The sequence below is a fragment of the Synechococcus sp. A18-25c genome (assembly GCF_014280035.1).
GTDB lineage: Bacteria > Cyanobacteriota > Cyanobacteriia > PCC-6307 > Cyanobiaceae > Synechococcus_C.
The window spans coordinates 611,668-636,198 of record NZ_CP047957.1; the positions used below are offsets into that span (position 1 = coordinate 611,668).

The window sequence follows — 24,531 nt, forward strand, 5'->3', positions numbered from 1 at the left end:
GGCAGGGTTTGACGCCTACGATCGCCCTCCATTGAGCCACGCCCGTTGATGGACATCACCTATCGCCCTCGCCGCCTGCGCCGTTCACCGGCGTTGCGTGCCATGGTCAGGGAGACGGGTCTGTCTCCTGCTGATTTCATCTACCCCCTCTTCGTGCATGAGGGCGCCGATGTGCAGCCGATCGGTGCCATGCCGGGTGCTAATCGCTGGAGCCTTGAGAACCTCACCGGGGAGGTCAAGCGGGCCTGGGATCTCGGCATCCGTTGCGTGGTGCTCTTCCCCAAGGTGGCTGAAGAACTCAAAACCGAAGACGGTGCTGAGTGCTTTAACGAGGATGGCCTGATTCCTCGAGCCATCCGCCAGCTGAAGCAAGAGCTTCCTGAGATGGCGATCATGACCGATGTCGCCCTTGATCCTTATTCCTGCGACGGACACGATGGCATCGTTAGTGAGCAAGGGGTGGTGCTCAACGATGAAACCATCGAGCTGCTTTGCAAGCAGGCGGTTATGCAGGCCCGTGCTGGTGCGGATCTGATTGGCCCTAGCGACATGATGGATGGGCGGGTCGGTGCGATCCGTGAAGCGCTCGATGACGAGGGCTTCGAGCATGTGGGCATCATCAGCTACACCGCGAAATACTCCTCGGCCTACTACGGCCCCTTTCGCGAGGCGCTCGACTCAGCCCCCCGCGCTGCCGGCAGCAAGCCCATCCCTAAGAACAAGGACACATATCAGATGGATCCCGCCAATGCCAGGGAGGCCATCACGGAAGCCCAGCTGGATGAGCAGGAGGGTGCCGACATCATGATGGTGAAGCCTGGACTGGCCTATCTCGACATCATTCATCGCTTGCGGGAGGAGTCCGACCTGCCGATTGCTGCTTACAACGTCAGTGGTGAGTATTCGATGGTGAAGGCCGCAGCGGAGCGTGGTTGGATCGATGAGCGCGCGGTTGTGCTGGAAACACTGCTCAGCTTTAAGCGGGCTGGAGCGGATCTGATCCTCACGTATCACGCGTGTGATGCGGCGGAGTGGTTGAAGTAGGGGTGATTCTGCTGCCGACGGCTTGAACGCTGGAGCCTCGGCCCAGTCGCTGACATGGATGGTCTCGCTGGGCTCATCTCTCGTTCAGGATCAAGCGCACTACAGAATGAGCCGATCTGGAGAGCTCATTCATGTCTGCGGTGCAGCGCCTGGGTCATGTCGCCATCCGCGTCAACGACATGGAACGAGCCGTCGGCTTCTACACCGATCTCGGCATGCGCATGGTGTGGGAGGCCGACGACTGGTGCTACCTCGAAGCAGGAGACTCAAGGGACGGTCTGGCCCTGCTAGGGCCGAACTACAAGGCTGCCGGACCGCATTTCGCCTTTCACTTCCGCGACCGCGCAGAGGTGGATGTTGTGCATGCACGCCTGAAGGCCTCCGGTGTGGCGGTGGGTGGTGTGCACGACCATCGCGATGGAACGGCATCGTTTTATTTGCGTGACCCAGAGGGCAACTGGTTGGAGATGCTCTACGAACCGCCTGGAGGGATTCCATCCAATCAGCCAGGCGGGACGACGACCGGTTGATGTCTGCTTTCGAGGAAACCCTGGAGCTGCTCGAGTGGCCGCGGCTGTGTGATCACCTGTCCAGTTTCGCCAGCACGGTCCAAGGCCGTCGCGCCTGTCGTGTTGGTTCCCTGCCGGAGTCGCTGCCCGCCAGCCTGCTGCTTCAAGCCAGAACGCTGGAAATGGCCGCGCTGGATGGTCTGCTGGAAGGCGGACTCAGTTTCCAGGGCGTCAGTGATCTGGACCCGATCCTGCTGCGCTGCAGCAAGGGGGGGACCGCCTCCGGTGAGGACTTGCTGGCGGTGGCTGAGACCCTCGGGGCGGCTAGGCGCTTGCGCCGTCAGATTGATGATCCGGACTTGCGCCCGCACTGCACCGCACTGCTGGTGGATGTGGCCACACTGCCGGAGCTTGAACAGCGCCTTAAATTCGCGATCGAAGACGGGGGGCGCGTTGCCGATCGCGCCAGTGCGTTGCTTGAGGGCCATCGACGGCAGTGGCAGGAGCTGCGCGCCCGGCGTCGCGACAAGTTGCAGGAGATCATCCGGCGCTGGGCGTCCCATCTGCAGGACACGGTGATTGCGGAGCGCCATGGTCGCCCCGTGCTGGCGGTGAAAGCTGGCGCCGGAGGTCAGTGTCCCGGCATGGTTCATGACAGCTCCGCCTCCGGAAGCACGGTGTTTGTGGAACCCAAATCGGTGATCGATTTGGGGAACCGACTGGCCGATCTTGATGGCCGCATTCGCGAGGAAGAGCAGCGGGTGTTGGCGGAGCTGAGTGCTGCTGTGGCTGAGCAGGTGGATGGGCTGCAGGCGCTGATGGTGGTGTTGCTTGAGCTGGATTTGGCACTGTCGCGCGGTCGCTATGGCCAGTGGCTCGGCGCTGTGCCTCCCCGCCTGGAGGCCTCAGAGAATGCGCCATTCGCACTCAAGGACCTCCGCCACCCCCTGCTGGTGTGGCAAGAGCGAAAAGAACAGGGACCTGCCGTTGTGCCGGTCAGTGTGGACGTCTCCAGTTCCCTGCGGGTGGTGGCGATCACCGGTCCCAATACGGGCGGGAAAACTGTCACCCTCAAAAGCCTAGGCCTTGCGGCACTCATGGCCCGTGCCGGCCTCTGGCTCCCCTGTGGTGGGATCCCGACGCTCCCCTGGTGCGCCCAAGTGCTGGCTGACATCGGGGATGAACAGTCCCTGCAGCAAAGCCTTTCCACCTTCAGTGGCCATGTGAAACGCATTGGGCGCATCCTCGCTGACGTGGATTCCGGTCCAGCACCGGCCTTGGTGCTGTTGGACGAAGTGGGTGCAGGAACGGATCCCAGCGAGGGCACGGCTTTGGCGACAGCCCTGCTCCGCACCCTGGCGGATCGGGCGCGGCTCACCGTGGCAACCACGCATTTCGGGGAGCTCAAGGCCCTCAAATACAGCGACCCGCGCTTTGAAAATGCGTCTGTTGCGTTCGACAGCGAGACCCTGTCTCCGACTTATCACTTGTTGTGGGGGATCCCTGGACGCAGCAATGCCTTGGCGATCGCCACCCGTCTGGGCCTGGAGACGGGCGTGATCGAACAGGCCCGCAGCCTGTTGTCACCTGGAGGAGAGGGTGAGGCCAACTCTGTCATCCAGGGCCTGGAGGAACAACGGCAGCGCCAACAAGCTGCCGCTGAAGATGCCGCAGCCCTGCTGGCTCGTACCGAGTTGTTGCATGAGGAGCTTCTTCAGCGTTGGGAGACGCAGAAGCGTCATTCCGCAGAACGTCAGGAACAGGGGCGGCAACGGCTGGAGACCTCCATCCGTGCTGGCCAGAAAGAGGTGCGCCAGCTAATTCGTCGCCTGCGTGATGATCAAGCAGATGGTGAGACCGCACGCAAAGCAGGGCAGCGCTTGCGCAAGCTCGAAGATCGTCATCGCTCGACCCCAGAGCGCCGAAATCATCAGGGTTGGCGCCCCCAGGTCGGAGACCGCATTCGTCTGCTCGCCCTGGGGAAAGCAGCTGAGGTGCTAGCGGTTTCGGACGATGGTCTGCAACTTCAGGTGCGTTGTGGCGTGATGCGCAGCACCGTGGAGCTGTCGGCGGTGGAAAGTTTGGATGGGCGCAAGCCTGAGCCGCCCCAGGCACCTGTGGTGCAGGTCAAGGCTCGTCGGGGCAGTGGTTCGGCAGGGGTGCGCACCGCGCGTAACACCGTTGATGTGCGTGGCATGCGCGTGCACGAGGCCGAGGCCGCAGTTGAAGACGTGCTGCGTGGAGCCAATGGACCCGTCTGGGTGATTCACGGCATCGGCACAGGACGCCTGAAGCGTGGGCTACGCGACTGGCTTGGATCCTTGAACTACATCGACCGGGTCGTGGATGCCGATCAGGGGGATGGTGGCGCCGGCTGCAGTGTGATCTGGGTGCGCTGAGTTCAGTCGTTCAATTCAGCATGGTTCAGCTCAGTTTGGGCAGAACCGGCTCGTCATCGTTCAGGCGGCTGGCCGCCACGGGGCTGATCGCGCTTCCTTGCTGATCGAACAAACGCCATCCGCGCGGATCCGGCTCAAGGTGGATGAGAGCCCCAGGCACGGCATCGAGGCCGGGTTCGGCTCTCACCTGCACCAAGTGGTTGCCGTTGAGCAACCGGCAGGTAACCAGTTGTTCGTTGCCCAGCACTTCGCTGTGGCTTACCTCTGCTGGCAGATTGCGGTTGGTGGCAGGAGCCACCCGCAGTTGTTCAGCGCGGATCCCCCCACTGAGCTGCTGACCTTCCAAGGGGTCCAATGCATCGGCCAAGGGGCCTTCCACACTGAGGCGACGCTCTCCGAGCATGAGCGTCTGGCTTGGCCCCACCTGCACGGGAAGCACATTCATCGGAGGACTGCCCATGAACTGGGCGACGAACAGATTGGCTGGCCATTGGTAGAGCTCCATCGGTGTCCCCAGCTGCTGCAGCTCCCCTTGGTTCAGCACTGCGATCCGATGCCCCATGGTCATCGCCTCCACCTGATCGTGGGTCACGTAGAGGGTGGTGGTGCCCAGCTGGCGCTGCAGTTCCACGATCTGTTTGCGCGTGGATCCGCGCAATTTGGCGTCGAGATTGCTGAGGGGCTCATCCATCAGAAACACCGCCGGTTGCCGGGCCATGGCCCGGCCCAGGGCCACCCGCTGCTTCTGCCCGCCTGACAACTCTTTGGGACGTCGATCCAGGAGACGGTCCAGTTCGAGTGCGGCGGCCACTTCCTGCACTCGATGCTCAACCCTGGCTTCCCGTTGGGAGTTGTATTGCAGTCGCTCGGGGAGCCAGCGTGTGCTGCGATGCAGCTGATCCTGCAGTTGGTCGACGGTGGATCGCTGACGGCTGCGCCGCAGTCCGAAGCCCAAGTTGTCGCGCACGCTCAGGTGTGGGTAGAGCGCATAGCTCTGGAACACCATGGCCACGTTGCGCTTGGCGGGACGCAGCTGGCTGACAGCCTGATTGCCGACCCAGATCTCTCCGGAACTTGGCGCTTCCAGTCCGGCCATCAAACGCAGCAGGGTGCTCTTGCCGCATCCGGAGGGGCCGACGAGCACCAGGAATTCGCCATCATCGACGGCGAGAGACAGGTCTTTGATCACCTCGACGGGGCCTTCACCACCGCGTGCTGGGTAGCTCTTGCTGAGCGCTTCAAAGCGAACGCCGGCCAAGCTCAATCTCCCGTGCCTCGCGATCCTAGGGTTGGTGGTTGGCCACGACCGAGGCATTTCGTGCAGTTCATCGACCAGGCGCGAATCACCGTGAGGGGCGGCCGTGGCGGCGACGGCATCGTGGCCTTTCGGCGTGAGAAGTACGTACCCGCAGGGGGCCCCTCTGGCGGTGACGGCGGCCATGGCGCTCATGTGGTGCTGGAGGCGGATTCCAACCTTCAGACCCTGCTGGATTTCAAATACAAGCGCTTGTTCGCTGCCACTGATGGTCGTCGTGGTGGCCCCAATCGCTGCACAGGGGCATCGGGCCAAAATTTGGTCATCCCTGTTCCCTGTGGCACCGAGGTGAGACACCTCTCCACCGGCATCCTGTTGGGGGATCTCACGTCAGTGGGTGAACAGCTCACCGTCGCCTTTGGGGGGCGAGGCGGTCTTGGCAATGCCCACTATCTGAGCAATCGCAACCGTGCTCCGGAGAAGTGCACGGAGGGGCGCGATGGTGAGGAATGGCCGCTGCAGCTCGAGCTCAAGCTCCTCGCGGAGGTCGGCATCATCGGCTTGCCCAATGCGGGCAAAAGCACTCTGATCAGCGTGCTGTCAGCGGCACGTCCAAAGATTGCCGATTACCCCTTCACCACGTTGGTGCCCAATCTGGGTGTGGTGCGACGGCCCACCGGGGATGGCACAGTGTTTGCTGACATCCCGGGGCTGATTGCCGGTGCCGCGCAAGGCGCCGGACTAGGGCATGATTTTCTCCGCCACATCGAGCGCACACGGCTGTTGATTCATGTGGTGGATGGTGGTGCTGAGGATCCCCTCGGTGATCTGCGTGTGGTGGAGCGAGAGCTCGAGGCCTATGGCCATGGTCTGGTGGATCGTGAGCGCATGCTGGTGGTCAACAAGCTGGAGCTGCTGGATGACGCTGGTCGCGAAGAGCTGTCGGCGCAGCTGGAGCAGGCCAGCGGCCAAAAGCCTCTTCTGATCTCTGCGGCGATGGGGCAGGGGCTGGAGGCTCTGTTGAACCGGGTGTGGGCCGAACTGGGGGTCTGAGCCCCTCGCGCCTGTTTATGGGCGTGGGCACATTTGCACTTGTGTCGGGTGCTGGCCGTGGCGATAACAGAAGCACCGCGAGAACGTCTCATGACTTTCTTCACTTGTTTCGACAACCATGGTCAACTGATCGCCCGTTGTCAGACGCCTGCTCAGATTGAGGCTCTTCGTCGCCGGGGCCGCCCCATTGCAACGGTGCACGCCATGAAGCCTGAAGAAGCTGTCGTCTGCACGCTGACCGGCAGTCCCGCAGAATTTGATGAGGAGCAGTGATGGCTTGGCCATCAAAAAGCGGGGCCTTAGCCCCGCTTTTGAGTGATCCAACGCAGAGGCCAAAGACCGCTCAGTCGTCGTAGACGCGGCACTCATCGGCATCAGGATTCGCTTCGCAGTAGAGCTCCAGGGGAGTGGGGTCGTGGCTGTCGCCGGGATGCTCTTTCTTGTAATCCTGAAGAGACTCCAGCTCTTCGCTGATATGGCGAATTTTGGCGTCGTTGCCCTCGGCTTTAGCCGCTTCAAGATCGGTCAGGTCTTTCTTGATGTGTTCGTCGATCGATTTCATGGCAACGCGGCGTGTCCAAGCCGATGTCAACCTCTTCACCTTACGGCTGTCGAACGGGGCTGCCAGCACCCACGCCGAACCGCTGGTTTCCGTAACAACACCGTTGCAGCATTTTGGTGACCTCAGCTACCAGCAAAGAAGAGTGGGCTGGTGGTCATGGTCAGGATCCGACATCGTCAGGGGCGTCATTTCATGGATGATGAAGGGCGGATGTTCTGGATTAATGGTCCGGAAACGTTTTGCTACCTCTCTGAACAACGCCAGTGGCGCACTGGTCTGAGCTTTCAAGATGTGCTCGAGTGGAAGCAATGCGCGCCGTCGGGACTGGTGAGCCAGCGGTTCAAGTCCGTGCAGGCGGCTTGCGAAGCCTTTGAGCACAACCAGGTGCTCTGGTCGCATGACCTCTATCTGCGCCGGATGGGTGACCAGATGGCGCTCCATCGTTCTGCCTCGGATTACCGGCCAACGGCGATGAAACTGGCCGAAGCGTCAGGCCGGTCGGTCAGGCCGGCTCCCTGGATCAGTGAGGAGCCGGCCTGCCTGAGCTGCCCGATCCCTTCCATGGCGGAGGGTGATCACCCAACAGCGCCAGCAGTGGATGAACTGCTCCATCCGCGTCGCCGTCGACGCTCGCTCAGGGAGCCAGTTCACTGAGCTCAAGCCAGCGTTCCTCGCTGTTGTTCAGCGTCTCCAGCAGAGTGGCCAACTCCTGACTGAGGCTTGTCAGATCGCCTGTCCCTGAGGCGATGGCCTGCGCAAGTTCTGTTTTGCGTTGCTCCATCTGGGGCAGCTCGCGTTCCAGTGATTCCAGCTCCTTGGACTCCTTGAAACTGCGCCGTCGTGGGCCATCGCTGGGTTTCGGAGAAGCTTTTTTCTTGCCGGCCACATTCGTTCGGCTGCGATTGGCTTGGTCCGCAGCCGCTTTCTCCAGCTCGCGTCGGTAATCCAGGAACGCGCTGTAGTTGCCTTCGAAGCGTTCCAGTCGTCCAGCCTCGAAGCAGAAAAGGCGATCGACCGTGCGATCTAGGAAGTAGCGGTCGTGTGACACCACCACCACACAGCCACGGAAGTCTTCGAGTAGGTCTTCTAGGACGCTCAGAGTTTGCACATCAAGGTCGTTCGTGGGTTCATCCAGCAGGAGCACATTCGGCGCCTGAATCAACATCCGGCAGAGGCTCAGACGCCGGCGCTCTCCACCCGACAACTTGCTGAGGGGGCTGTGCTGCTGGGCGGGGGGGAAGAGGAAGCGCTCCAGCAACTGAGAGGCGCTCAACTGTTCCCCACCAAGGTCAATCCTGGATGCGGCCTCTTCGATGAATTCGATCACCTTGCGTTCCAGCCCACGACCTTCGGTGAGTGCATCGGTGTGTTGATCGAGATAGCCCAGGTGAACGGTCTCACCAAGGCGCAGGCTGCCGCCGGTGACGTCGCGTCGTCCCGCGATCAGGTCCAGCAGGGTGGACTTGCCGCTGCCGTTGGGGCCGATGATTCCGACGCGATCCTCTGGGCTGAAGCTGTAGGTGAAATCCTGAAGCAGCACTGGGCCGTCCGGGGTGCCGTCGGCCGTGACCATCAGCTGTTCCGCTTCGATGGCGAGCTTGCCGATCCGGCGGCTCACACTGCTCATCTCCAGCTGGGCACGACCCTGTTTCACCGGCGCTTCGCGCATGGCCTCGATCCGCTGGATCCGGGCTTTTTGCTTGGTGCTGCGTGCCTTAGGGCCTTGCCGCAGCCAGGCCAGCTCCCGGCGCATCACGCTTTTGAAGCGTGCGGCTTCCGCTGCGTCGGCCACCTCCTGCTCCGCCTTGCGTTGGAGATAGGTGCTGTAGTTGCCCTCGATGCTGGTGGCCTGACCGCGGTTCACCTCCACAATCCGTCGTGTCACCCGGTCGAGCACGTAGCGGTCGTGGGTGACCAGCACCACCGCTCCGGGGTAGCGATCCAGCCAGCTCTGCAGCCACTCCACAGCAGCGGCGTCGAGGTGGTTTGTCGGTTCATCGAGCAAGAGCACATCCGGGCTGGCCACGAGGGCCGAGGCCAGCCCAACGCGTTTGCGATACCCCCCGGACAGATCCTCCACTGGTCGATGCAGATCACTAATGCCCAGGCGTTGCAACACCTCTTGGCACTGTTGCTCCAATCCCCAGGCACCCTCTTCATCCATGCGCTCGCTCAGGGCGCCGAGCTCCTTCATCGCCACCGCGTTCTCGGGATCACGGGCCACGGCCTCCGACACCGCACTGAATCGCAGCAGCAGCTCACGCTTTTCTCCACAGCCGGCGAGCACCTGTTCCAGCACTGTTAGGCCTGGCTCCACAACGCTGTCCTGACCGACCAGTTCCACGCGCAGCCGCGATGAGCAGCGACGTTCTCCACCCCCTAGGGGTTCCTTGCCCGACAACACCCGCAGCAGGGTGGATTTACCGGCACCGTTGGGACCGATCAGTCCCACGCGGTCATTGTCACGGATGTGGAGCGTGAGGTCCTCGAACAGGGTTCGGATGCCGAAATCCTTGGAGGCATCAACCAGGCTGATCAGACTCACGGGTTGGCGACTTGGCGCTGGGCGTCCAGATAAGCAAACACGCTCTTGTCTCCCACGTCGGCCGCTGCGTCCATGCCGAATTTGCGCATCGACAGCACCAGGAGCAGCAGGGCGGCAATGAGCATTAGCCCCATGCAGCTGCTGGTGCCGACCAGGCCCGTTAACCGGCCCAGAAGGGCGATCGGCAGCAACAGGGTGAGGCCAACAGCTTCCGGGCGTCTGAAGCAGAAAAATTCTTTGAACCCAATGCCGGTCAATGCCGCGAACAGGGGGCCGACGGCCAGAATCCAAAGGGGATTGAGGCCAAGGGTCTGGAGGGCTTGGCCCGGTGAGACCTTCCACATCAGCACCAACCACCCCAGGCAGCCCATCAACCAAAAGAGTTGCAGCGCTTGATGCAGTGGGCGCAGGTAGATATGAATCCACTGCAAGGCCAAGCCAAGCCCGATGCAGAGCGGCATTAGCCAGACCCAGGCCCACTGGCTGCCGATCAGCCACCAATGGAGAAGGCCTGCGGTCATGGCGATGCCGCTGATGAGCAGGCAGAACCGGTAGCGCTGTACCTCCGCACGATCCGAGGCGGTGATTGTGAACGGCCCGTACACACCGTCGAACTGGGGATCGGCCATGGTCATGGCTGCGGGACTGGTTGATTCACCAGTGTGCTCAAGCTCGGTCCATCCGGGACGATCCCCCCGGGATGGAGCGGGAACAGGGCGCCGAAGTAGTCATGACGCCAGGCCGCGGCATCACAAGTGGAGGCCACTCCCGGCAGGTTGAGGAACCGCTGTCTCCAGGTCCATAGTGCTGGGAACATCCACAGCGGCTGGGCACTACAGCCGAACAAGGGGGCGTACACACTTTCCCAGCGAATCAAGGTCGGAAAAAGGCGCACATCCGCAAGGGTTAGGACCTCCCCGCACAGCCATGGCCCTGTTCGACGCAACGCCACTTCGGTGTGCTGCAGGGCTTCGAACAGGGCGGAGCTGGCTCGGTCGTAGGCCGCCTGCGTTCTGGCGAAGCCGCAGCGGTAGACCCCGTCATTGACCGCGGGTTGCAGCAAGGTCTGCCATCGCTCGATGGCGTCTTTCAGGTGCGGCGGTGACAAATCCGGCGCACCTGCTGCGGCTGGCCAGCGGTTCAGCGCAGCACTCAGAGGGCTGCTGTCATTGCCCAGAAGCCTGGCTTGGCTCTCTGGTCCAGCACCGGGGTCCACCAGCACGGGAACCGTGGCCCGCAGGCTTGGTTCGGCGCCGCAGTACCGATAAAGCTCCAACAGGCTTGAACAGTCCAGCCAGCTGGGCTCCAGCCGCCATCGCCCTTCGTTGTGATCTGCTGTGGCCATGAGCACTTGGATTGAATCGGTCAGACCGCGCAGTTGCACCATCAGCCACACCCGATGGGCCCAGGGGCAGCTGCGACCGATGATCAGTCTTGGCTGCCATGCCGGTTCACGTCGCTGCAAATCGTCAGCATCGAGAACTTCGGTTTGCATCGGTTGGCTCTCGGGGCGCTGATAGTTGCCTTGGCTGTCGGCCGGGCCGAGGCCGCCCATCAATTGCCTCCATTGCCACTGCCAGCCCTGTCGGACGCTGCGCACCACCAGCGGAGGGATTGACATCTCAGTTCCGTTTCGTTGCATTGTCCGCCAGGCTGACGGCGAGTGCAGCGTTGTGATGGCAAAGCCCCGAGTGCTGGTGGTGGCGGGCACCCACGGCAATGAGATCAATGGCCCCTGGTTGCTAGAGCAATGGACCAGCAATCCATCTCTGATCGACAGCTGCGGTTGCCAGGTGGAGACCATCATCGGCAATCCCGGTGCCCGTGCTGATGGGCGTCGGTATCGCGACCGGGATCTCAACCGCTCCTTCCGTCCCGACCTTCTCGAACGCGTCAGAGAGGACCCCGATCAAGCGGATCAGGAGATGCGGCGTGCTCATGAGCTATTGGAAGCGTTTGGACCGCACGGCCAGACCCCCTGTGATTGCGTCATTGATCTGCACAGCACCACAGCCGCCATGGGCAACTGCATGGTGGTGTACGGACGCCGGCCGGCTGATTTGGCACTGGCGGCTCTCGTTCAAGCCCATCTTGGTTTGCCCGTCTATCTCCACGAAGCAGATGCGGCGCAGCAGGGATTCCTGGTGGAACGCTGGCCCTTTGGCTTGGTGCTTGAGGTGGGCCCAGTGCCTCAGAACGTGCGACGCCACGACATCGTCGACCAGACCAGGCGCGGGCTTCAGGCCTGCTTGGAGGCGCTGGCCGCGGTGATCGACGGGTCAGCCCGCTATCCCGAACAGCTCGTGGTTCATCGTCATCTCGGCAGCATTGATCTGCCAAGGGGGAATGACGGTGGTGCATCAGCCCTCATCCATCCCCAGTTTCAAAATAGTGACTGGGTGCCTCTGCGTAGGGGCGATCCGTTGTTCATCACAGCCGACAACACGATCGTCCCTTTCGATGGTCCTCAAGGCGCCGTGCCGGTCTTTATCAATGAGGCGGCCTATGCCGAAAAAGCGATCGCCTTCAGTCTCACTTGCCGTGAATGCTGGCCCTTGTCACCAGACTGGGACAAGGGACTCCGATCATTGCTGAGTATGGATTAGCGGGGTGAGCCGTTGTAGAGGATGCTGTCGACCGTCCGGCCATCCGGTGAAATCTGAATCTCGGTTTCGGTGGTGGCATCACTGCCGTCCTCAGGCCAGCCAGGGGCCCCACCTAGAAACTGAAACGTGTAACCGCTTGGATCGTTCTGAAGGAGGCAATCCCCACCCCCGGAGCTGGTCTCGAGCATGCACGGTTGGGGGCGATAGATGCTCAATCCACCGTTTTCGGCAACAGCGGTATTGCGAGCCAGGTTGATCGCACGCACCTGCGCTGCAGGCACAGCTTCTTGACCCTTCACCGGTGATAAGGCGAGGGATCCTGTTCCGGCGATTAACGCCAGAGCGGTCAAGGTGGAGACGTTCATGGTCTTAAAGAAGACCTCTCCATCAGAGACATTTCGGAGACATTGAAGTTGTCTCTGTCAACAAATCAGTCGTAGTCCCTGGATCAAGAGGCGCCAGTCACCTCACCTCATCGAATTGGGCCGTTGTAGGGAACCGCCAGGATTCTGGTGCCGTCTTTGGAGACGACCACAGTGGTCTCGAGGCTGGGCTTGGGTGGCTTCTGCTGTTCCCATCCCGGCGCCCCCCCACGGAATCGGAAGGTGAAGCTTTCGCTGGTGCTCGAGACAAGACAGGCGCGTGCTCCCGTTTCGTACATGCAGCCTGCAGCTCGATAGGACGTCAGTCCTCCGTTGAGGGATTCTGCGCGCATCCTTGCCAGATTCGCGGCGTGGGGTTGAGCCATGGGCATCGAGGGTTCTGCACGCACGGGTGGCGTCGGCCCCATCGTGAACAGCAAGCCTGTGATGACGCTCAGCAGTCGGACAATCCGAAGAGCGGAGGCCACGTCAGCTTGGCCTTGCCGTTGGGATGGTGTGTTGACTTGGGCCAGAAACGGCACATCTTGACCTGGCTGTTTCAGAGGTCGAGAGTCGACCTCGACCAGGCTGTTACTCATCCGCACGCCCACGTTCCTTGCTCGAGGGTGCAGGGCAGATCGCTCACGGTGCCGTTTTCCCAATAGATCCTGACGCGATCGTCTGCGGTGCCGCTGCGGAAGGTGATCGATTGAATGGGTCCTGGAGGGATACGGTCGCCGGCGTCGTCGCTACGACTCAGGGCACTCACCTGTCGCTCCAGTTGCTCCAGTCGAGTTTGCAGGCGGTTGATTTCACCGCCGTTGCTTTGTGATGACGACGAAGATTGGCTTGATTTCGGCTGACAGGCTCCCAGCAAGGCCCCTGCCATCAGAACGAAAGAGGCCATCACCAGAGATCGCGTGACGGACGCTCTGAAGAGATGCATAACCCCAGTGGTCGATGCTCACCAGTCTGGGCGTTTAGCGCTGTTCGGCCAGTCGTTCGCTCCAATACACAACAGCACCCTGGGCTTCGAGTTCATGACGCCGATGGCGCGCATGCTCGGTTGGCACGGTCTCTTCAAGCCGTTGGCCCGAGATTAACCATCGAATCAAAACCACTGGCGTCTCATGAGACACGATCCGAGAATCTTAAGTGATCCTTTAGCCGATTTGCTCGTTTCGTCGTTTTATGAACCACCAGCTCAACGGTTCTTCATGTCAGCTTCATGAACGTGCCTACACGTTGCGCAATGTTGCTTTACACTCTGGCTTGGCAGGGCTTCCTGCCCTTCCATAACCCGTCTCTTCGGAGACATTCTTTCCCGTTCTCATGACCACCACCATTCAGCAGCGCTCCGGCGCCAATGGCTGGCAGTCCTTCTGCGAGTGGGTCACCTCCACCAACAACCGCCTGTATGTGGGCTGGTTCGGTGTGCTGATGATCCCCACCCTGCTGGCTGCCACCACCTGCTTCATCGTTGCGTTCATCGCAGCACCCCCCGTCGACATCGACGGCATCCGTGAGCCCGTTGCTGGCTCCCTGATCTATGGCAACAACATCATCTCCGGTGCTGTTGTGCCCTCCTCGAACGCCATCGGCCTTCACTTCTATCCCATCTGGGAAGCTGCCTCTCTCGACGAGTGGCTGTACAACGGCGGTCCTTACCAGCTGGTTGTCTTCCACTTCCTGATCGGCATCTTCTGCTACATGGGCCGCGAGTGGGAACTCTCCTACCGCCTCGGCATGCGCCCCTGGATCTGCGTTGCTTACAGCGCACCTGTGGCTGCTGCCTCCGCCGTGTTCCTGGTGTACCCCTTCGGTCAGGGTTCCTTCTCTGACGGCATGCCCCTGGGCATCTCTGGCACCTTCAACTTCATGTTGGTGTTCCAGGCTGAGCACAACATCCTGATGCACCCCTTCCACATGATGGGCGTCGCAGGTGTGTTCGGTGGATCCCTGTTCTCCGCCATGCACGGTTCCCTGGTGACCTCCTCCTTGGTGCGTGAAACCACCGAGAGCGAGTCCCAGAACTACGGTTACAAGTTCGGCCAAGAGGAAGAGACCTACAACATCGTGGCTGCCCACGGTTACTTCGGTCGCCTGATCTTCCAATACGCCTCCTTCAACAACAGCCGCAGCCTGCACTTCTTCCTGGCTGCCTGGCCCGTTGTCGGCATCTGGTTCACTGCCCTGGGCGTCAGCACCATGGCTTTCAACCTGAACGGTTTCAACTTCAACCAGTCCATCCTTGATGGTCAGGGCCGCGTCCTGAACACCTGGGCTGATGTGCTGAACCGCGCCAACCTCGGCATGGAAGTGATGCACGAGCGCAACGCTCACAACTTCCCCCTCGACCTGGCTGCTGCTGAGTCCACTCCTGTGGCTCTGCAAGCTCCCGCCATCGGCTGAGGCTGAAGTCTGCAAAAGATTCAGCTTCGGTTGAATCGGAAAGCCCCCTCTCACGAGGGGGCTTTTTGTTGGCTGATGCGTTGAACGACTGAACCGCGTTGAGGACGCTCCCACTGGGTGCTGCGTCGACGGGCCTCGGCAAAACCAGGCGCAACAATGGTTGTTGGGAGCAGATCTATTTGCATCTCAGAGAAGCTGTTGAGGTTTAGCGTTCTTTCGGAGACCGATTGATCGGAAGGAGACCAATCCAGCAATGTGAGCGAGGCCGGTGAGGTGACGCTGCTGCCGATCAGTCGCCGCGGTCCGCTGCCCATCGCGCCAAGGCTCAGCAGTCGAAGCCCCAGAGCCTCAGCGGGATACCAGGCATGGTGATGACCCGAGATCACGAGATCCACCCCGGCTTCGCGTAGCTCAGCAGCCAGCGATGCGGCGTTGAAGATGCATTCGCCAGCGCGTGCCCGGCCCTGGCTAAAGGCCGTTATGGGGAGATGGCCCACAACAAGGCAAAGGTCATCGCTCTGACGCTGCGGTGACTTCAACGTGCGGGAAAGCCATTGCCGCTGAGCACTGCTCACAGTTGCGGATGAGGCATCCATCACGACGAGAAAAAGACCTGGTTCATGCCAGGCGTACTGAAATGGAAAGTTCTCCCCTGCCGTGAGCCCTGATGGCAGCTCCTGCTGATGCTTGTTCCAAAACAGTGAGGCCTGCTGCCGCTCCCGCGCATAGATCCAGCGGCCTTGAGATCGTTGACTTGATGCGTCGTGATTTCCCATCGCTGGAAGTAGGGGAATGCCAGCCTCCTGCAGTGGCCGTCGCACGAAGGTCTCAAAGCCTTCCCACATCGCTGCGAGCTGGTGGTCGGAGAGCGATGTTTTTTGGCCCGCGACCATGTCTCCGGCGCAAATCACCAGGTCGGGCTTCTGCTGCAACAGAAGGTTCACGCCTCGTCCAACGCTGGCGCCATAGCTGGTGCTGCCGTACGAGCTGTTGAGATCGCTGATCAGCCCAATCCTGAGGCGCTCTGCTTGGAGTTGGGGAGGGCTGGTTGGTTCGGAAAGATGTGGTTGCGAAACCCCTTGTCTCAACAGGAGCTCCAAGGCCGAGCCCGACGCAGCGGCGCCGGCCATGAGCCGCAGAAAGTCTCGCCGTCCGGGCTGCTTCATCGGCTGAGCTTATGCCTGAATGCAGCCCATGCCATCAGCTGAGACTGAAGCTGAACACGATTCAGCTTGAGTTGAATCACCAAGCCCCCGCCGAGCAGGTGGCTTGGTGATTCCTTTGCAGGACCATGAAACCCTTGAAGACAGTTGTTTCGCGTCGCAAGGTGGTTCGCTTGATTTCAGCTGATGTGGCTCAATATTGAAGGGTCTTGGATTTTTAAACCAGAGAATTGAATGACATCAAGCCTTTGCCTGGCGTCAATCCAGGCCTAACTCCTTGATGGGAAGGCGAGCCGGCTCTTGCCAAGGTCTACAGAGAGTGTCAGCAGTGAGGGATTGAAAGTGATCGTTTTACAGGTTTATTTTTGCTTTTTAAGATTGCGCCTGCTTGTTTCTCGCTTTTGCCTGGTTTTTCAGTGCAAAGATTGGACGATTGCTTGGTTTAAAGCGCCTTCGATGGGCTCTGAAACTCTGTGCATTGCACTGGGTGCGGCTTTGGCGAATTCAGACCATCACCACCGATCAAGCCATGGCTGATGTCAGGGTTGCTGATCTTCGGTCAACTCTTGTGTGGTTGGTTTGGGTTGTGCTTCCGCTTCCATGGTCAATGGCGCTGAGTCTTGGGTGAGCCCACGCTCATCTCCTGACTGCGCATCATCCCCTGTGATTGCCTCGGTTGGCGACGGTGCGGGAGCTTCTGGGATCGGTGGAGGGCTCAGTAGCTGTCGGGCTTCAGGGCTGTTTTCGTTGGGTTGTTCTTTGGGACCGACGACATCCACTGCGGTGCGTTGAACCACCATCCTGAAGCGAATCGGTTGGCGGCGATTGATTTCCTCCTGCACTTTCGACACTTGTGTGAATGTGGGGCGGTTGGGGTCAGCGACACGCACAACCACACGAATCACCGGTGGGTTTTGATCCCAATCGATATCCACCCGCTCCACATCAACGGATTCAGGGTCTCCGAAGGTGAGGGTCTCCTTGGTCAGAAAGCGTTGAATGGTCCTTTGCACGATGTCTCTCGTGTTGTCTTTGCGGGCCTGCCCCAGCAGGCTCACAAAGCTGCTTCCCAGGGGAATTAACAACAGGCCTGTGAGCAGAAAACTGGCTGCACTCAGGTGACTGCGACGCAGTACATGGCGGAATTGCTGATCTTTCCAAGCCATCAGCATGAGGCCGCCAGTGAGGATCCCCAGCAGGTTGGTGGTGAAAAGCAGGCCAGCTCCGGAGGCCTCGCTCCAGCGCTGATGCGATAGCAGCAGACCCATGACACAGACCGGTGGCACGAGGGCGACGGCAATGGCTGTTCCTGCCACGGAACTCACCGCATCACTGCGCAATTTGGCGTAGGTCGCCAATCCCCCAGCCACGAGGGCAATGCCTAGATCCAGAAGGTTGGGCTCGGTCCTGGTCAGGACTTCTGCTCCGAATTTGGGGAGACCGGCCACCAAACCCAGGATCAACGACAGCAGCGTGGTGGTGGATACCCCCACCAGCAGAGTCCTGAGCGATCGTCCCAACAACCGCACCTCCCCAAGGAGAATGGCGAAGGCAGCAGCCCGCAGCGGTGTGATCCAAGGGGCAACCACCATCGCGCCGATCACCACAGCAGCGCTGTTGGCAAGCAGCCCCAGCGTGGCGATCAGACTTGCCCCCACGCTCAGCACGAGAAACACCTCATTCAGCTCTGCATCACGCATGTGACTGCGGTGCAGTCGCTTGAGCTTCCTGCTGGACAAGCTGTCCGCGTTCATGGAGTGTCAGACGGTCAGTGCAGTTTGGTCTGTCTGACCCAACGATTCGCCCCAAATGCAGGGATCATTCCAAGCCGATGACCTGACTTGAACAGGCGACCCACGCTTTACGAAAGCGTTGCTCTACCAGCTGAGCTACATCGGCGTCCCTAGGAAATTAACATTCGAGGCCCCGCAAAATCCTTTTGAACGACGGACCTGGTGGAGATTCGCGCTTGGATCCCGCTTTGCGTAAGAGGCTTCTGGAGGAGTCTCGTACGCCATGGAGAGGCCTGCGCCGCTTGCTCTGGCTGGCGTTGTTTGCGTCCGGTGGCCTAGGCCTTTTTGTGATGACCTTCCGCCTCTCCGCCGGGGATCAAGTTGTCATCAGTGACCTCACCATCCAGGTCGGGGCCGTCGTCCTCTTCGGCTTCCTGCTCTGGTTCGATCGATCCAGAGACAGCTGATTTCAGCGATTCGGCATCGTCAGCCGAGTCTGCAGGTTTCTGTGAGGGTTCAGCGTCTGCCGCAGGGTCGTCTGTTTTCGGCTCCTCGGTCTCAGGTTGTTCTGGTTCGGGCTCTTCAGGTTCGGATTGGTCCGGTTCGGCGCTGTCCGGTTCAGCCGCCGCTTCAGGCCTGCTGCTGAGGTCGTCAGTCGCGCTCAACGCGGGCCCGTCCTCTTCCGAGCAGATGGATGCTGGCGTTTCGGGGTCCTCGGCTTCAAGGGCGTCAGCTTCGGGGGCTTCGGTGGTGTCTGCGAGCTCCGGACTAGCGTCGGCGTTGTCTTTGGGAGTGTCCGTCCCTGACTCTCCTGTTTCGAGCTCTTCTGGTTCAGCCGCCGTTTCAGACCTGCTGCTGGGGTCGTCAGTCGCGCGCAACGCGGGCTCGTCCTCTTCGGAGCTGATGGATGCTGGCTTTTCGGGATCTTCGGCTTCGAGGGCGTCAGCTTTGGGGGCTTCGGTGGTGTCTGCGAGCTCCGCTGCTGCTTCGGGCTCACTGGCATCAGCGGTGGAGTCGTCGACGCCAGCAGCTGCCGCGGTTGGGGCTGGATCGGGGGTTTCGGGGGCCGGCCATTCGAGGGCTGGCAGTTGCAGGATGCTCAGCCCGAACGACACGGTGCGATCACGCAATTCAGCTTCGCTGATTGGCTTGATCTTTTCAAAGGCCTGGTCTGGTTGCGTGAGAAGCCAGATCGACTGCCAGAGCTGTTGCCACTGCCAAAGCATCAAGGTGAGGAGGGGACCTGCCAGCAGAAGCGCAGTCAGACGGCTGTCATTGGCTAGCGGTGACATCTGAGTGACCAGGAGGGCCGATCGGTCGATGCTCCAGAAGCTCAGCAGAAGGAGTGTCATCCCCAGAACAAGAGTCGCCTTCAGGGCAAGTGTCTGAGGTAACGCGCTGATGCGCCGTTGATCAGGACTCCGCCCAGGCAGGGGAAGACGAACCAAGAGCATGGAGCCCCAGTCCGCAGGGCGTCGCCATAACAGGAGGCCCGGTCCGATGACCGCCAGTCCCCAGATCAGAAGGCGTTCGAGAGCCGGGACTGGACCCAGCGCAGGTCCTGCAAGCAGAAGCCTGAGCAGCTCGAGCTCCAGGGGAATGACGGCAACGGCCATCAACTGGAGCCAGAGCAGTGGCTCTCGGCGCGTGATCATCAGGTGGTGAGCTTGCGACGCTGGGTCACCATCTTGAAGGCTTCGATGCGATCACCGTCTTGCCAGTTGGCAAAGCGATCGGTTCCCACCCCGCATTCGAAGCCCGTGGCCACTTCTTTGACGTCGTCCTTGTTGCGTCGCAGCGAGTCGAGATCGCCTGCGTACACGATCTCTTTGCCGCGATGCACGCGCACCTTGCAATTGCGCTGCAGTTTGCCGGTGGTGACGTAACAACCCGCCACAGCGCTCTTGCCGATGGTGAACACAGCACGCACCTCGGCTTCGCCCAATGCTTCCTCCACCAGTTCCGGTTCGAGCAGACCTTCCATCGCCAGCTGAATGTCTTCCAGCAGCTTGTAGATCACGTCGTAATCGCGAACGTCGACGCCATTGGCATCAGCAGCTTTTTTGGCACCCGATGCCATGGACGTGTTGAAGCCAATGATCACCGCGCCAGACGCAGCGGCCAGGTCCACATCGGTTTCGGTGATTTCTCCTGGTGCGGAGAGCAGAACACGAACCTGGACTTCATCCTTGGGCAGTTGTTCCAGGGATCCGAGGATGGCTTCCACGGAGCCCTGCACATCGGCTTTGAGGATGAGGTTGAGCTCTTTGAGTTCTCCTTCATTGGCTTGGCCGGACATCGCGGTGAGCGACACCCTGCGAGACGCCATCTGCTGAGCGAGACGTGTGGCACGCGCATCGGAAGCCCGATCGCCCACCACGGCTCTCGCCGATTTCTCATCCGCATAGACCTCGAACTCATCACCGGCGGTAGGTACTTCGCTGAAACCGAGCGCCTCCACGGCACAGGACGGACCCGCATCTTTGAGGCGCAGACCGGCGTCATCCACCATGGCGCGCACCTTGCCGAGCACGGGGCCAGCGGCCACCACATCACCGGTGCGCAGGGTGCCGTTCTGAACCAACAGCGTTGCCACAGGGCCTTTGGCCTTGTCGAGGTGGGCTTCGATCACGGTGCCACGTGCCATGCGATCGGGGTTGGCTTGAAGGTCTTCGACCTCGGTGACGAGCAGAAGCATCTCCAGGAGCTTGTCGATGTTTTCTCCCTTGATGGCACTCACAGGCACCATCACCACATCACCACCCCACTCCTCGGCCAAAAGATTTTGCTCGGAGAGCTCCTGTTTGACGCGGTCAGGAGAGGCGCCTTCTTTGTCGATCTTGTTGATCGCCACCACGATCGGTACTTCCGCCGCACGGGCGTGGCTGATGGCTTCCAAGGTCTGAGGACGTACGCCGTCATCAGCTGCCACCACAAGAACGGCAACGTCGGTGACTTTGGTGCCACGGGCACGCATGGCCGTGAAGGCTTCGTGACCCGGTGTATCCAGGAAGGTGAGCTTGCGGGCCTGGTCGTTGTGCTCAATTTCCACCTGGTAAGCACCAATGTGCTGTGTGATGCCACCGGCCTCGCCTGCGGCAACGCGAGCCTTGCGGATGGCATCCAGCAGGCTGGTTTTGCCGTGGTCGACATGGCCCATCACGGTGACGACGGGTGGGCGTCGGATCAGGTGCTCGCGATCGGCTTCCTCGATCATCTCGACGGTCTTCTTGGCCGCCTCCTCGACGTCGTCCTGGAGAACCGGTACACCGAATTCCTCGGCCACAGTCTCGATGGTGGGCATATCCAGGGTTTGGGTGACCGTGGCGATGATTCCTTTAAAGAAAAGGGATTTGATGATTTCGGAGCTTTCCACGCTGAGCATGTCGGCCAGCTCCTGCACCGTGAGGTTGTCCTCCGGCACAACGATCATTTCTGGACGTACCTGTTTGGCTTCGCGTGCTGCTCGCAATTCCATGGCTCGGCGACGTTGACGCTGACGTGCCGTTTCCTTGCGACGCTTGCGCATCGCTGCCACCGGTTTCGGTGTGGTTCTTTGCTGCGACTTGGGCTTGGCAGGACGAGCCAAGCTCGCCGACAAGACCATGTTCTCCTGCTCGCCAGCGAACCCACCGGTTTGCGCTGCGAGTGAATCATCGTTCTCACCGATGATGTGAACCTTCTGGCGCTGCTTCTGTGGCGAGCGGTTGCGGAGTGCTTCCAGCTTGGCGCTGTCATCCCAGTCGGGACGACCGGGACGGCGCTGGCCGCCTGGGCCTGCGCCCGGACGGAATCCAGGTCGTCGCGGTGCATTGGCCGGAGACGGAGGGGTCGGCCGAGTGGAGGGTGGTGTGGCCTTGGGACCATCACCACGAGGGCTGACGGGGGTTCCATCAGGACGACGTGGTGGAGGAACCGCCGGACGACCCGTGGGCTTCTGCAGCTGCATGAGCTCACCAGGTGCGACCGGTTTGCGCATACCTGTTGGCATGGCAGGCCGATTGCCAGCAGCGCCGCCGCGCTGTCCACCGCCGGGCCGGCCTGCATCACCGCGATTGCCGCTGCCATCACGGCGAATTGGTTTCCCAACCAGCTCCAGGGTGTTGCCGGGCCTTCCGGCCCCAGGGCGGCTGGCAGGAGAGCCAGGGCGGGAGGGGGCTCCGGGCCGTTGCGAACCGGCTGGACGCTGAGGGGATCCGGAGCGCTGCCCGCCTGCCGGGACCGGACGGGGTGCACCAGGACGCGCAGGAGCACCCGGTCGTGCAGGTGCACCTTGGCGTTTCGGCTGGGGACGGCCCACTAATTCCGGTCGGGTTGGCCGCTGCGGAGGTGGCGCAGTTCTGTTGATCGGTGATTTGGGCTGGGGTCGTGTCGGCGGTGGTGCCGAGGGACGTGCACCGTCAGCGGGCCCACGGCGAATCGGGGCTGCGCTGCGCGGTTTGGCTGCAGGACTGGGTGCTGTGGGACGTGCCGGCGGAGCAGTCGGTCGACTGGCGGTCCTGTTGGGCGCCGGCGCAGCAGCAGGTCGCGGGGTGGGTTGCTGCGGGGCACCAGACCGGCGCTCCACTGGTTTCTGTGCCGGTTGCTGGCGAACAATCGTTTGCTGGCGAGCGACCGGTTTTTGCGGGGCTGTCTTCTGGGGAGCCGTGACCTGTGGGGCGGAAGGTTTGGCCGGTGCCGCTGGTCGTGCTGGGGGCTTCTGTGCCGTAGCCCGGTTTGGAGCAGCTGGCGTGGCAACGGGCTTTTCAGCGACGGGCCGTGGCTGTGTCGGTTTGACCGGTGCTGCTGTCGGCGTGTCAGCGGCTTTCTTCACCGACAGGATGGCTTTGACAGGAGCAGGTTTGGTTGGAGCTGAGGTCGCGTTGGATCCACCACCGCTCTTGAGCAGGGTGCGGATCTTGCCTGCTTCGGATTCGCTGATCGAGCTGCTGTGACTCTTGGCCGCAATGGACAGCTTTTCAGCGGCATCCAGCACGTCTTTGTTGTCCAGGCCCAGGTCCTTGGACAGCTCATAGATTCTGACTTTGCCGCTGCTGGTCATTCAGGTCTCCGGTCGGTCCGCGCACGAGGTGCTCGGGGCGCCACACATGGTGGTGCCAGTGTTCATCTTGCCTCAGCGTCTGATTCCGTGTCGGATATCAGTCGCTCTCTCAGCTCCTCAAGCACGCTGTCAGGCACCTGGCATCGCAGGGCTTTCGGCAGGCGTTTGCGGCGCTGTGCTTCCTCAAGACAGCTCTCCTTTGGACAGAGGTAGGCCGAACGCCCCACGCCCTGATCCAGGAGAACCCCGTTCTGATGGTCGCGGATGACTCGCCAGAGCAGGCTGCGATCCAGCAGCTCGCGACAGGCGACACAACGACGCAGGACGGGGCGAACGTCGTTCACCGGGCTCCTTCCTCGGTTGCTTCCTCAGCAGTCATCTCTTCAGCACTGGCCTCATCAGCAGTTGCGCTGTCAGCTTCGGTTCCCAGATCGGCCTCGGCGGCTGTTTCCATCTGAGCCAGCTCTTCGTAGGTCTCGGATTCGGCAGCTGCGGCCAGCTCCTCGGCTCCATAGTCCTCTTCATCTTCCGGAAGCGGATACAACTCACGGAGACGCGCATCCTCTTCAGCGCGTGCGGCCTGTTCAGCAGCCAGACGTTCCTCCGCTTCGCGTTGGAGGGCTTCCTCCTGTTCACGCTGGGCAATCAATTCTGAGACGACCGCATCTTCCGAGGCCTGGTCGTATTCGCTGGCGTTCTTGATGTCGATCTTCCAGCCGGTCAGACGGGCTGCCAGACGAACATTTTGACCTTCACGACCGATAGCCAAACTCAACTGATCCGGTGGAACCAGCACGTGAGCATGCTGACCGACGGGATCGACAAGTCTCACCACATCGACCCGTGCTGGGCTGAGGGAGTTGGCGATGTACTGCGCTGGGTCCTGTGACCAGCGGATGACGTCAATTTTTTCTCCACGCAGTTCGTTCACAACCTGCTGGATACGCGAACCACGCGCACCGATGCAGGCACCCACGGGGTCGACTTCGCGTTCAATGCTGTCCACGGCGACTTTGGTGCGAGGACCCACGGAGCGAGAGGGGGGATTGGCTTCCCGAGCCACCGCCACGATGCGGACCGAACCCTCCTGAATTTCGGGAACTTCGTTTTCGAAGAGATACACCACCAAACCGGCATTGGCTCGGCTCACAAAGAGTTGGGGGCCACGCCGTGGAACCTCGCTGACCTCTTTGAGGAAGACTTTGAATGTCGCGTTGGCGCGATAGTTGTCGTTGGGGAGCTGGTCACGACGCGGCAGCTCGGCTTCCACTTCTGGGCGCCCGAGTCCAGAACTCACCGCCATGATCACGGATTGGCGTTCGAAGCGGATCACCCTCGCCGTCAGAACGGGATCTTCCAGATCTGCGAATTCTTCCTGGATCATGCGCCGCTGCTGATCCCGCAGCTTCTGGGCCAGCACCTGTTTGGTGGTGGCGGCTGCCATCCGACCAAAATCCTCTTTTTCCGGCGTGACGTCGAGAACAACCGTGTCGCCGGCCTGTGCGTCCTCCGCCACCTGCATCACCTCAGCCAGCGCAATTTGGTGGTCCTCGCTTTCCACCTCATCAACAATGATTTTGCTGGCCAGCACCCGATAGCCCTCCTCGTCCAGGTCGAGGGCAACATCGAAGTTGCTGAAATACTCCTCATCAAACGGGTCTTCACCGATTCCCAGGTAAAGGGTGCGGCGGTAGCGCTCATATCCCTTAAGTAGGGCTTCCCTTAGAGCGGCTTCTACCACCTGAGGCGGGAGTTTTTTCTCCTCGCTGATGTCATCGATCAGGTTGGTGAGGCCAGGAAGAAGAACGAGTGCCATGGCAGACGCGAGAGGAGGGAAAGGAGAGGGG

Annotated in this window: 22 protein-coding genes, 1 tRNA gene and 1 pseudogene; 9 read left to right on the top strand and 15 right to left on the bottom strand. The window is 61.0% G+C overall.

The window, feature by feature from the left end:
• Positions 1–48: 48 nt before the first annotated feature.
• The 3 genes from hemB (at position 49) to SynA1825c_RS03195 (ending at position 3,952) form a co-directional block, all read left to right on the top strand.
• Complete coding sequence (gene hemB / locus SynA1825c_RS03185; protein WP_186470250.1) at positions 49–1,044, top strand: porphobilinogen synthase; 996 nt, start codon at positions 49–51, stop codon at positions 1,042–1,044.
• Positions 1,045–1,175: 131 nt separating this feature from the next.
• Positions 1,176–1,574, top strand: a complete 399-nt coding sequence (locus SynA1825c_RS03190; RefSeq protein WP_186470251.1) for a VOC family protein — start codon at positions 1,176–1,178, stop codon at positions 1,572–1,574.
• A complete protein-coding gene (locus tag SynA1825c_RS03195; RefSeq protein WP_186470252.1) occupies positions 1,574–3,952 on the top strand; it encodes an endonuclease MutS2 in 2,379 nt (792 codons plus the stop codon). Before SynA1825c_RS03190 ends, SynA1825c_RS03195 begins: the two co-directional genes overlap by 1 nt.
• 25 nt (positions 3,953–3,977) lie before the next feature.
• Here SynA1825c_RS03195 and SynA1825c_RS03200 read toward each other — a convergent pair whose 3' ends face one another.
• Complete coding sequence (locus SynA1825c_RS03200; protein ID WP_186470253.1) at positions 3,978–5,210, bottom strand: ABC transporter ATP-binding protein; 1,233 nt, start codon at positions 5,208–5,210, stop codon at positions 3,978–3,980.
• Between the two features lie 60 nt (positions 5,211–5,270).
• On the opposite strand from SynA1825c_RS03200, the gene obgE reads away from it, so the two are divergent.
• Positions 5,271–6,260 (top strand): GTPase ObgE, encoded by a 990-nt coding sequence (gene obgE, locus SynA1825c_RS03205; RefSeq protein WP_186470986.1) that lies wholly within the window; start codon positions 5,271–5,273, stop codon positions 6,258–6,260.
• Positions 6,261–6,350: 90 nt separating this feature from the next.
• Positions 6,351–6,533 carry a hypothetical protein gene (locus tag SynA1825c_RS03210; protein WP_186470254.1) on the top strand — a complete coding sequence of 61 codons (183 nt, stop codon included), beginning with the start codon at positions 6,351–6,353 and terminating at the stop codon, positions 6,531–6,533.
• 70 nt (positions 6,534–6,603) lie between these two features.
• Here SynA1825c_RS03210 and SynA1825c_RS03215 read toward each other — a convergent pair whose 3' ends face one another.
• A complete protein-coding gene (locus SynA1825c_RS03215; protein WP_186470255.1) occupies positions 6,604–6,822 on the bottom strand; it encodes a CP12 domain-containing protein in 219 nt (72 codons plus the stop codon).
• Between the two features lie 156 nt (positions 6,823–6,978).
• On the opposite strand from SynA1825c_RS03215, the gene SynA1825c_RS03220 reads away from it, so the two are divergent.
• Complete coding sequence (locus SynA1825c_RS03220; protein WP_186470256.1) at positions 6,979–7,476, top strand: hypothetical protein; 498 nt, start codon at positions 6,979–6,981, stop codon at positions 7,474–7,476.
• Here SynA1825c_RS03220 and SynA1825c_RS03225 read toward each other — a convergent pair.
• The 3 genes from SynA1825c_RS03225 to SynA1825c_RS03235 are packed head-to-tail and all read right to left on the bottom strand — an operon-like array spanning position 7,457 to position 10,988.
• On the bottom strand, positions 7,457–9,367 hold the full coding sequence (locus SynA1825c_RS03225) for an ABC-F family ATP-binding cassette domain-containing protein (protein ID WP_186470257.1): 1,911 nt from the start codon (positions 9,365–9,367) through the stop codon (positions 7,457–7,459). The genes SynA1825c_RS03220 and SynA1825c_RS03225 overlap by 20 nt on opposite strands.
• Positions 9,364–10,002 (bottom strand): DUF2301 domain-containing membrane protein, encoded by a 639-nt coding sequence (locus SynA1825c_RS03230; RefSeq protein ID WP_186470258.1) that lies wholly within the window; start codon positions 10,000–10,002, stop codon positions 9,364–9,366. The genes SynA1825c_RS03225 and SynA1825c_RS03230 overlap by 4 nt, the downstream gene beginning before the upstream one ends.
• A complete protein-coding gene (locus SynA1825c_RS03235) occupies positions 9,999–10,988 on the bottom strand; it encodes a glutathione S-transferase C-terminal domain-containing protein (RefSeq protein WP_186470259.1) in 990 nt (329 codons plus the stop codon). The genes SynA1825c_RS03230 and SynA1825c_RS03235 overlap by 4 nt, the downstream gene beginning before the upstream one ends.
• 55 nt (positions 10,989–11,043) lie before the next feature.
• Between SynA1825c_RS03235 and SynA1825c_RS03240 the strand changes: the two genes are divergently transcribed.
• A complete protein-coding gene (locus SynA1825c_RS03240; RefSeq protein WP_186470260.1) occupies positions 11,044–11,973 on the top strand; it encodes an aspartoacylase in 930 nt (309 codons plus the stop codon).
• On the opposite strand, the gene SynA1825c_RS03245 is transcribed toward SynA1825c_RS03240, so the two are convergent.
• From SynA1825c_RS03245 to SynA1825c_RS03255, 3 genes are all read right to left on the bottom strand, one after another.
• Positions 11,970–12,338 (bottom strand): hypothetical protein, encoded by a 369-nt coding sequence (locus tag SynA1825c_RS03245; RefSeq protein WP_186470261.1) that lies wholly within the window; start codon positions 12,336–12,338, stop codon positions 11,970–11,972. The two genes, SynA1825c_RS03240 and SynA1825c_RS03245, sit on opposite strands and share 4 nt — an antisense overlap.
• Before the next feature lie 107 nt (positions 12,339–12,445).
• Entirely contained in the window at positions 12,446–12,934 is a 489-nt protein-coding gene (locus SynA1825c_RS03250; protein WP_255478439.1) for a hypothetical protein, read from the bottom strand.
• Positions 12,931–13,242 (bottom strand): hypothetical protein, encoded by a 312-nt coding sequence (locus SynA1825c_RS03255; protein WP_222930024.1) that lies wholly within the window; start codon positions 13,240–13,242, stop codon positions 12,931–12,933. The genes SynA1825c_RS03250 and SynA1825c_RS03255 overlap by 4 nt, the downstream gene beginning before the upstream one ends.
• Before the next feature lie 425 nt (positions 13,243–13,667).
• Here SynA1825c_RS03255 and psbA point away from each other — a divergent pair, with 425 nt between their 5' ends.
• Positions 13,668–14,747 carry a photosystem II q(b) protein gene (gene psbA, locus SynA1825c_RS03260; RefSeq protein WP_006040880.1) on the top strand — a complete coding sequence of 360 codons (1,080 nt, stop codon included), beginning with the start codon at positions 13,668–13,670 and terminating at the stop codon, positions 14,745–14,747.
• A 50-nt stretch (positions 14,748–14,797) separates the two neighbouring features.
• On the opposite strand, the gene SynA1825c_RS03265 is transcribed toward psbA, so the two are convergent.
• From SynA1825c_RS03265 to SynA1825c_RS03275, 3 genes are all read right to left on the bottom strand, one after another.
• Positions 14,798–15,913 (bottom strand): metallophosphoesterase, encoded by a 1,116-nt coding sequence (locus tag SynA1825c_RS03265; RefSeq protein ID WP_186470263.1) that lies wholly within the window; start codon positions 15,911–15,913, stop codon positions 14,798–14,800.
• A gap of 536 nt (positions 15,914–16,449) precedes the next feature.
• Complete coding sequence (locus SynA1825c_RS03270) at positions 16,450–17,664, bottom strand: DUF389 domain-containing protein (protein WP_186470264.1); 1,215 nt, start codon at positions 17,662–17,664, stop codon at positions 16,450–16,452.
• Positions 17,665–17,736: 72 nt separating this feature from the next.
• A tRNA-Thr gene (locus SynA1825c_RS03275) sits at positions 17,737–17,809 on the bottom strand.
• Positions 17,810–17,945: 136 nt separating this feature from the next.
• On the opposite strand from SynA1825c_RS03275, the gene SynA1825c_RS03280 reads away from it, so the two are divergent.
• Entirely contained in the window at positions 17,946–18,110 is a 165-nt protein-coding gene (locus SynA1825c_RS03280; RefSeq protein ID WP_370523209.1) for a photosystem II assembly family protein, read from the top strand.
• Positions 18,111–18,740: 630 nt separating this feature from the next.
• Here SynA1825c_RS03280 and SynA1825c_RS03285 read toward each other — a convergent pair.
• The 4 genes and pseudogenes from SynA1825c_RS03285 to nusA all read right to left on the bottom strand — a co-directional run.
• Positions 18,741–19,298, bottom strand: a pseudogene (locus tag SynA1825c_RS03285) (low-complexity tail membrane protein); the annotation flags it as partial.
• A complete protein-coding gene (infB, locus tag SynA1825c_RS03290) occupies positions 19,298–22,684 on the bottom strand; it encodes a translation initiation factor IF-2 (RefSeq protein ID WP_186470266.1) in 3,387 nt (1,128 codons plus the stop codon). The pseudogene SynA1825c_RS03285 and the gene infB, both read right to left, overlap by 1 nt.
• A 62-nt stretch (positions 22,685–22,746) precedes the next feature.
• The gene (locus SynA1825c_RS03295; protein WP_186470267.1) at positions 22,747–23,028 is read right to left on the bottom strand and encodes a YlxR family protein; all 282 of its coding nucleotides are present in this window, start codon (positions 23,026–23,028) and stop codon (positions 22,747–22,749) included.
• Complete coding sequence (nusA, locus tag SynA1825c_RS03300) at positions 23,025–24,500, bottom strand: transcription termination factor NusA (protein WP_186470268.1); 1,476 nt, start codon at positions 24,498–24,500, stop codon at positions 23,025–23,027. The genes SynA1825c_RS03295 and nusA overlap by 4 nt, the downstream gene beginning before the upstream one ends.
• Between the last annotated feature and the right edge of the window lie 31 nt (positions 24,501–24,531).